Origin of the sequence: Methanospirillum sp., assembly GCF_035406105.1 — an archaeon.
Classification (GTDB): Archaea; Halobacteriota; Methanomicrobia; order Methanomicrobiales; family Methanospirillaceae; genus Methanospirillum.
The window spans coordinates 1-8,303 of the sequence record NZ_DAONKG010000108.1 but is presented as its reverse complement, the minus strand read 5'-3'; the positions used below and the strand labels follow the sequence as shown (position 1 = coordinate 8,303).

Below are 8,303 nucleotides of genomic sequence, written 5' to 3'. Positions count from 1 at the left end.
GGAAACCACTCCAGACTGGCCAGATCCTGGCATCTGGTGGAGTATCATCGAAGAACTCGGAGTTACGATATTTTACACAGCGCCCACCGCCATCCGGATGTTTATGCGTGTCGGAGAAGAATGGCCGAATAAGTATAACCTTGACTCGCTCCGGATCATTGGTTCGGTCGGGGAACCGCTCAACCCGGAGGCATTTGAATGGTATTACCGGGTTATCGGGAAGAACCGGTGTCCAGTCCTTGATACCTGGTGGCAGACCGAGACCGGGATGCACATGATTACAACACCCCTGGGCGAGCCAATGAAACCCGGATTTGCCGGTCTTCCGATTCCGGGTGTTGAGGTGGATGTGGTAGATACGGAGGGGAATAGTATGCCACCCGGACAGGGGGGACATCTGGTGATTAAAAAACCCTGGCCATCCATGATGCGGACTGTATATCATAATGATGAGCGGTACCGGAAGTACTGGAACCAGATCAGGAACTATTACACCGCCGGAGACCTGGCGGTAAAGGATCAGGACGGATATATCATGATCCTGGGCAGGTCTGATGATATCATCATCGTAGCAGGTCATAATCTCGGAACTGCAGAGGTTGAATCGGCCCTGGTTGAGCATGAGGCAGTTGCAGAAGCGGCAGTCATCGGAGTTCCGGATGAGATCAAGGGTCAGGCGGTCAAGGCATTTGTCATCCTGGTCAAAGGGTATGAGCCAAGCCAGAAACTGGTGTCTGAACTGACCTATCATGTCAGGATGAGTATCGGGCCGATTGCGATGCCTGCTTCAATCGAGTTTGTCGATACGCTTCCGCGAACCAGGAGCGGGAAGATAATGCGGCGGATTCTGAAAGCAAAAGAGATGAATTTGGATCTCGGTGATACCTCAACTCTTGAGGAATAACCTGGGGATCGGGGTGATAGAATGGATAAAGAATTAAAAATGACTGCAACCGGTAGTCGTATCTGGGGTATGGAAGCCGAAAAAGGCAGGTGGATACTTGTTTTTCTGGGGATGGTCATTAATCTCTGTCTGGGGAGTGTGTATTCATGGTCGGTCTTTGTCGGGCCGCTGACTGACTATTTCACAAAAACCCTTGGGCAGTCAGTAACCGCAAGTGAGATCCTGATGCCGTTTTCGGTGTTTCTCGCATGTTTTGCCATCGCCATGCCGCTGACAGGAAAATATCTTGATATCCATGGACCGCGGAAGATCATCATGGCCGGCGGGATATTGACCGGTCTTGGCTGGGTACTGGCATCATTTTCAACGTCGGTACTCATGCTCTACGTCCTGTACGGGGTCATAGGCGGGCTTGGTGTGGGCATTGCCTATGGTGCCCCTGTCGCAACAGCGGCCAGGTGGTTTCCTGACCGGCGTGGGCTGGCCGTCGGACTTGTCCTCCTTGGATTCGGTTTCTCGGCATTTATCACGGCAAATCTTGCCGGTGTACTTATCGGGATGACTGGTGTTATGGGTACTTTCAGACTATTTGGCATCGCTTTTGTGGTCCTGACGCTGCTTCTGGCGCTCCCGTTCAGGTTCCCTCCATCCGGGTGGACTCCGGACGGCTGCACGATACCAGCAGCAGCTGCAGGGCCTGCATGTTCTCTTACTCTCCCCGAGATGATCCGGTCCGGCCGTTTTTATGCCCTTTGGATCTGCTACTTCATCGGATGTCTGGCTGGTCTTATGGCGATCTCCATCTCCAAACCAGTCGGATCAGAGGTTGTGGGCATTGAGGCAGCCCTTGGGACCATGCTGGTCGGTTTTTTTGCCATCTTTAACGGTGGTGGACGACCGGTATTTGGGGCACTGACCGATAAGATAAACCCCCGGAATACGGCCATCGCCTCATTTCTCCTAATCGGAGGGGCATCACTGCTGCTTGCATCAGTCCCGTCAGTCTTGGTCTACATCCTTGCATTTGCCATCCTCTGGGGGTGTCTGGGCGGATGGCTTGCGATTGCCCCAGCTTCAACGGCCCGGTTCTTTGGGACCGGTGATTATCCGCGATGTTATGGTGTCGTCTTTCTTGCCTACGGAGCAGGAGCAATCGCAGGACCACAGATCGCCGGATATATCCGTGATGCAACCGGGTCGTATCTTGGAGTCTTTCCGGTTGTAGCCGTTCTTGCCCTTATTGGCATTGTTACAGCATATTTCCTGAAAGATACATGACCTCCATTTTTTCCCGGCATGTATTCCGGAACGCCGGCGTGTGATGGCTGACTGATTCTTCAATGAATGAAAAAAAGAGGATAAGAATTGCAGAGATTTTTTAAATCCCCTGCATCAGACTTTTTCAACAGTAATTTTCACCCGGTCGCCTGGCTGAAGACCATGCCCCTTTGGGACATCGATGTTAAACCAGAGGACTTTTGGATCATTCTGGGTGTTGTCCTGTGACATCAGGCAGTCTTTGTACTCATTAATGTCTCCGACAAATTCCAGGTCAGATTCAAATGAAATAATCTCCTTCATACCTATGCGTATCGGGAAAAAAGAATTTAATTCTTTACCGGGGATACCATCCAGGTGGTGCTGTTGGAATAGCTCCACTTGACTATGGTAAGTTCCTGACAGATCTCTGCAAGAATTGCCATGTTGGTCCCCACTTCCTTGGAAGACAGTCCCAGGTCTTTTGCAATATACTTCGACTTGAAGTAATGTCTTCCGGATTCGAGCCCTTTTCTGAGATAAGTAATAAGTCGCGACTGCGTCTCGTTGTACTTCTCTCTAAATTTTATGTGTGATGGCATTATGAGACCTCCATCAGCGTACTTTACAGATTCGATTGCAGAGATTTAAAGTTACCTTAATTATCATGATCTATCATGATTAATAATTAAGCCGTTGGAAATTCTCCAATTTTCTCTGATAAGCGTGCAATGACCTCTTCCCGCATTCCTTCGACAAATTTTATGCTTCCAACAACAAGGTGGCCGCCCCCGTTTACCCCTGCTCCCGGTATCTCTTCACGGAGTTCGCGGACCATCTGCGGGATATTCATAAGGACGCCCCGGGATCTGAGTACAACAAAATCCGGCCCGAATCCAAGCGTAACAACCGGTTCTCCCGTGTATTGCTGACATAACCGATCATGGACCTCACCGCAGGTCTTTCCAGGTGGCGGGAAGGTGAACTTATGGGCATGGATCTCCACATCAATCTGAAAGAGGTGCGCTCCATTGGGCAGCTTTGACGCGATGACATGCGGCATGCAGGTTTTCATCTGTTCAGAGATCGCAAACTCGGCTTCTGCAACCAGCAGGTCGACCATCTTCCGGTACCGGTCATGATCCCCGTTCAAGTCCAGAATGTCCTTGATAAGTTCTTTCCCATCATTAAACCTGATATAGAACTGGATATAATCAAGGGCGAGTGCAATCTTTCTACAATCTTCTTCTGAGTACCGATCGGCCACAAGATCGAGGTACTGCTGACGTTCAGGTGCTTCACTCCGGTCAGCAACCCCCGCAACTGCCGCGATATGGCGCACCTGGTGATCCACCTTCGGGAATATGAGCCGGGCGATCTCAGTCCCGAGCATCCCGGCAGTAATCCCGTAATCTCCATCCACATGATAGGGGTTTACATGGGCGTTCAGGTACTGGTCCACAATCGCATCCGGGTGATGGTGATCAAAGACGATCATCGGGATGCCATAGACCTGTGCCATCTTCATTGCCGGCAGGTCCTCCTCAGTTGACCCGTTGTCAGTCAGCATGATGAGCGGCATCTTCTGCCCGAATCTGATATTGTCACGGGTCGCATAATCAAGATCCCGGACGATGTCCTCTATCTCATAAAAGGGAGCTTTTGAGGGGGCACGCTTAAAGAGGTAGTTTGCCGTATCATAGTCACCGCCTGAATCATTGATGAGAGCAACAACAGCCTGTTCAATGGCAACCGCTGAACAGATACCGTCTGCATCGGCATGGTGACGGAGCAGGATGGGCTGTGCGGTAAAGACGGCACGACGGATCTGTTTTGCAATCTTTCTCATCTCCGGTCTGAGCCGTTCAAGGACCGGGCTTTCGATGAGCAGGGGGATATCATCAGGTTCTGCCCGATCATCGATGGCCTTTTCAATGCGGTCCAGTACCTCTTTTGCTTCAGGCCCGTGCAGTACCTCAAGCCGTGCCAGTTCCACCTGGACCTGCCCGCCCCGCATCATCACATCCCCGGTTGCCCTGACCATATCACCCTGATTTACCTCTGGAAATGCCCGCTTGCCTGCTTCGATAAAACCAGCAGCATTTTCATTCCCGCTCTCGTCAACAAGGGTGAAAATGGTCGGCCCTGATGTCTGTTTAATCTGGGCCACCTGGCACTCAAGGGTCACAGTTCTTCCGACTTTTTTCCCAAGTTCCTCAAGTTTTGTTGTCCGTCGTTTGCAGACAACCGGCTGAATCTGATATGAGGAGATGACGATCTCTTCAAGGTCAATATTACCATTGTCCCGGATATTGCCGACCCTGACAATAACGGTGTCACCCTCCCGGTGACTCATCAGCATATTGGATTTATGGATAAGCCCCTTGATTGAACTATTCAGATATACGAACGCTCCAAAATTTGCAAAACCCTGGATTGTCCCGGTATACGTCTTTCCTATGACGATGTCCGTAATACTGCACCCATCGCCAAGGCTGTAAACTATTGTCTCTGTTCCTGTTGGCATACGATTCACCAGAGCGATATCCGGCCCGTCAGCCGGCAGCAGTAATTAGAAAATTCTGCTCCATTGAAGGCGGAATGTAACGTTTCGCGTCAGAAGAATACCGCCTCCACCCAGGAAGCGGTTCATATGAGTGTTGATAGTATCAGCCTTTCTCCTATTTCAGGAGATCTGTTATCACACAATTCCTGTGGGGGTGCATCACCAGACTGGCTTTTGCAAAATGAAACATTATACATTCCGAAAGGGGATATCAATAACGGTAAGATCGTCAGGAGCCAGAATTTCTCCGGAAAAATGTACTCGTGCATCAGCAACATGGGTCTCTGTTGAGGTATACCGGGTGCTGAAATGAAAGAGGGCAAGACGGGCAGCCCTGAGCGTATGAGCAACGATTCCTGCCTCTGCCGCAGTCGCATGCATAAACTCTTTTGCCCGCTCCACTTCCTGATGATCAAACGTTGCATCATGAATGAGCAGATCTGCATCTTCACCAATGTCAGCAAGCTCTGAAAGAACCGGCCTCGTATCCCCGGTATAGATTACTTTCCTGCCCGGTCTCATCGGCCCCATAACCATTTCAGGAGTAATGATCCGTTCGTTCCCGTCAACGGTAATGGTAACCGGAGATCCCCGCTGGAGTTTCCCGAAAAGTGGTCCGGGACGTATGCCCAGCTCAATGGCACGTTCCCGGTTAAACCGTCCGGGCCTCATGTTCTCTTCAAAGATGTATCCGACTCCGGGAATTCCGTGATCAGTTTCAAAAACCCGGATAGAATACCCCTCATACATGAGAATGTCTCCGGCTCTCACCTTTTGTGACTCAACCGGAAAACCGATTCTGGTTCTGCATATCCGTTTGATATCAGCAACCATCTCATGCACACAGTCAGGGCCGGCGATCGTCAGCGGCTGTTCGCGCCCGTTAAAGGACATGGTCTGAAGAAGCCCGATAATGCCAAGAAAATGGTCTGCATGCCAGTGAGTAATATATATAACCTCGGGAGAGAACCCGGCACGGGCCTTCATCATCTGCCGCTGTGCCCCTTCTCCACAGTCAAAGATCAGGTCATGAGACCCCCACTTCAGGAGAATGCAGGGGAGGCTTCGGGAAATGCTGGGCAATGCCCCTGACGTTCCCAGAAAAAAGATCTGGAGAGTCTCACCAGCGATTATGTCCACCCCCGGATGGTGGCGAGGGATCGTTTTGCCTCCGGAATGGATCTTCCTTCCACAACCACAACGCCGGAATACTCCCTGATAAGCGCCTCTGATACCCGTTTCCAGTTGACCGTACCATCACCAATAGCAAGATGCTCGTCATGATTCCCATGGTTATCATGAATATGGATATGTGATGCAGACGAAATTACCTTGAGAAAGTCATTGACCTTTCCCATGGTATGGGCATGACCAACATCGATCGTCATCGAGACCCCTTCTATGCCTTCTATGACACCCTCAATCTCTTCAGGGTATCGGCAGAGAAAGTCATGGATATCAGGCATATTCTCAAGACAGGCAATAACTCCGTATTCTGTCGCAGTTTTTCCAATCTCCCGCATCGCCTCTTTTTGCAACTGCCAGATCTTATCCGGGACCAGTTTTCCGGTACAGGAGAGATAACCAGGATGAATGGTCACCCGGTTGGTGATCTCTGAAGAAAGCCGGATGCACTCCGTCAGCTGCCGGACGGTCTCCCGCCAGATCGGATCATTAATTGCCGCCGGGTTCAGGTCACCAAACGGGGCATGAACCGTGGCCTGAAGAGACGTTGACTGAAGCGTCTCGATAACCCGCTCATACTGTTCTTTCCTCCCAAAATGGTAATTCCCGTCTGCACAGATCTCCCATCCGTCAAAGCCGGCCTCTTCAATACCATAAATCCATACAATATCATCCCAGACCTTTGATGATGATCCAAAAAAGTATCTGATGCTCATGCTGTGGTCCTCATCCTGTTCAGATACTCCCTGACCTTCTCATGAAACTCGTCCCGTGATCCGGTATTGTTTATTCTGACCGATGCAAGTTCCATGGCGCGTCCAAGGCCAAACGAACACTCCCGTTCATCCCGTGCGATGAGTTCATTCATATCCTTCAGGTCATCCGGGCGACCCCGCTCTGATAATCTGGCAAACCTGATTGCACGCGGTGCCTCGATAGAAACCAGGGAAAAATCAGGGTATGTTTCAGAGAACAGAGTCACCTCGGCATCCCCCCGTATGCCGTCAACCAAAACCAGATCTCCCTGTTGCCGGTTGATGACCGGGATACACACATGAGCGATCGCAGCCATTCCGTACTGTTCACGAAGTGCCCGTGCGACAATACCCATACTCTCGTCTGTCTGGTCAAGCCCGCGGTTTTGAACTTCTTGCCTGATGACATCACCCATGACTACAACCGGAATTCCCATCTCCTGTGCTATAGAGGAGAATTCACCTTTTCCCGATCCCGGCATTCCCACGACTGCGATTACCTTCATATCGTATCTCTCCGTCACTCCGTGTCCGTATTCTAACCGTGCGGCCAAGCCGGTCTGCTATTTCTTTCAGATTATTCAGATCAAGAGGCCGAATCCCCACGAATACTCCCTGCTGGAGGACTAGGTCAATATCAGGAGCAACGTCATGGGAGATTGTCATCACCTCTTCGCCATATCCGGGAAACAATGTCACCACAACTTCAAAATGGGGAAGTGTTCCGGCATGACAGGCTGCAGTACACAGTGTCAGTGATTCCTTAACCTGTTTTCCAACTGCCCGCTCCTTTCCCCTGACGGTATACAGGTTCCACTCGGCCTTGATATCAAGGGCAATATGATCAATCAGCCGCTTTTCAATGAGTGTCCGGATAACATCGGGAAACACCCCGTTCGTATGCAGACCGGTAGAAAGACCGATTGATTTGCTGTACTCGGCAAGGGCGAAAAGCGCAGCTGGTTGCATAGTCGCTTCACCACCGGAGAAGATGACCCCGCTGATGAGTAAAGACGAAGAACGAATGAGCTCTGCAATCTCTTCAACAGGTCTTCTGTCTTCACCGGTTAGAATACTCTGGTTCTGACAGTACCAGCATTTGACCGGGCACCCCCTGAAAAAAACCACACATACAGATTTTCCCCGCCAGTCAACAGTGCTGAGCGGGACAAATCCACCAAAGTTGATCTGTACTGATTCAGCCACTTCTCATGAAGGTTTGATCTCACAGTTATAGAATATTCAGGGTCAAACCATGAGTATGCAATATTTCTTGATTACAAATAAACAAAAATGAAGTCTCTTTTGCAAAAAAGAGCCTTTATGTATCTTCTAACGGAACATATAGGCTATGTCAATAGTCGAGGATGCAAAAAAAGGCATCATCACCGAAGAAATGAAGGTCGTAGCGGCTCAGGAAGGCGTTACTGAAGATTTTATCCGACGGGGGATCGCAAGCGGCCAGATAGTCATACCCGTCTCACCGTATCGGAAAGTGAAACTCTGTGGTATTGGGAGTGGACTGCGAACCAAGGTGAACTGTTCAGTCGGAACCTCGACCGATATTGTTGATGTTGATATGGAGGTTGAGAAGGTAAAGGCCGGGGAGCGTGCCGGTGCCGATACCATCATGGAA

Annotated in this window: 10 protein-coding genes; 3 read left to right on the top strand and 7 right to left on the bottom strand. The window is 50.3% G+C overall.

All coding sequences use genetic code 11. The features are described from left to right. The coding region (locus PLA23_RS07715) for an AMP-binding protein (protein ID WP_324474753.1) at nucleotides 1-904 on the top strand (904 nt) is incomplete at its 5' end. A 21-nt stretch (nucleotides 905-925) separates the two neighbouring features. Further along, complete coding sequence (locus PLA23_RS07710) at nucleotides 926-2,182, top strand: L-lactate MFS transporter (RefSeq protein ID WP_324328699.1); 1,257 nt, start codon at nucleotides 926-928, stop codon at nucleotides 2,180-2,182. A gap of 114 nt (nucleotides 2,183-2,296) precedes the next feature. Here PLA23_RS07710 and PLA23_RS07705 read toward each other — a convergent pair whose 3' ends face one another. The 7 genes from PLA23_RS07705 to PLA23_RS07675 all read right to left on the bottom strand — a co-directional run bounded on the left by PLA23_RS07705 (nucleotide 2,297) and on the right by PLA23_RS07675 (nucleotide 7,873). Next, complete coding sequence (locus tag PLA23_RS07705) at nucleotides 2,297-2,485, bottom strand: hypothetical protein (RefSeq protein ID WP_324328697.1); 189 nt, start codon at nucleotides 2,483-2,485, stop codon at nucleotides 2,297-2,299. Between the two features lie 26 nt (nucleotides 2,486-2,511). After that, nucleotides 2,512-2,763 carry a DUF7123 family protein gene (locus PLA23_RS07700; protein WP_324328695.1) on the bottom strand — a complete coding sequence of 84 codons (252 nt, stop codon included), beginning with the start codon at nucleotides 2,761-2,763 and terminating at the stop codon, nucleotides 2,512-2,514. A gap of 86 nt (nucleotides 2,764-2,849) precedes the next feature. After that, nucleotides 2,850-4,688: a DHH family phosphoesterase gene (locus PLA23_RS07695; protein WP_324474751.1), complete on the bottom strand. Its 1,839-nt coding sequence runs from the start codon at nucleotides 4,686-4,688 to the stop codon at nucleotides 2,850-2,852. Nucleotides 4,689-4,916: 228 nt separating this feature from the next. Beyond that, nucleotides 4,917-5,867, bottom strand: a complete 951-nt coding sequence (gene rnz / locus PLA23_RS07690) for a ribonuclease Z (protein WP_324328692.1) — start codon at nucleotides 5,865-5,867, stop codon at nucleotides 4,917-4,919. Then, nucleotides 5,858-6,628 carry a sugar phosphate isomerase/epimerase family protein gene (locus PLA23_RS07685; protein WP_324328691.1) on the bottom strand — a complete coding sequence of 257 codons (771 nt, stop codon included), beginning with the start codon at nucleotides 6,626-6,628 and terminating at the stop codon, nucleotides 5,858-5,860. Before PLA23_RS07685 ends, rnz begins: the two co-directional genes overlap by 10 nt. Then, nucleotides 6,625-7,173 carry a dephospho-CoA kinase gene (locus PLA23_RS07680; RefSeq protein WP_324328690.1) on the bottom strand — a complete coding sequence of 183 codons (549 nt, stop codon included), beginning with the start codon at nucleotides 7,171-7,173 and terminating at the stop codon, nucleotides 6,625-6,627. Before PLA23_RS07680 ends, PLA23_RS07685 begins: the two co-directional genes overlap by 4 nt. After that, on the bottom strand, nucleotides 7,127-7,873 hold the full coding sequence (locus tag PLA23_RS07675) for an anaerobic ribonucleoside-triphosphate reductase activating protein (RefSeq protein WP_324328689.1): 747 nt from the start codon (nucleotides 7,871-7,873) through the stop codon (nucleotides 7,127-7,129). Before PLA23_RS07675 ends, PLA23_RS07680 begins: the two co-directional genes overlap by 47 nt. Before the next feature lie 145 nt (nucleotides 7,874-8,018). Here PLA23_RS07675 and PLA23_RS07670 point away from each other — a divergent pair. Continuing rightward, nucleotides 8,019-8,303 (top strand): phosphomethylpyrimidine synthase ThiC (locus PLA23_RS07670; RefSeq protein ID WP_324474749.1); only part of this gene is annotated, 285 nt, incomplete at its 3' end.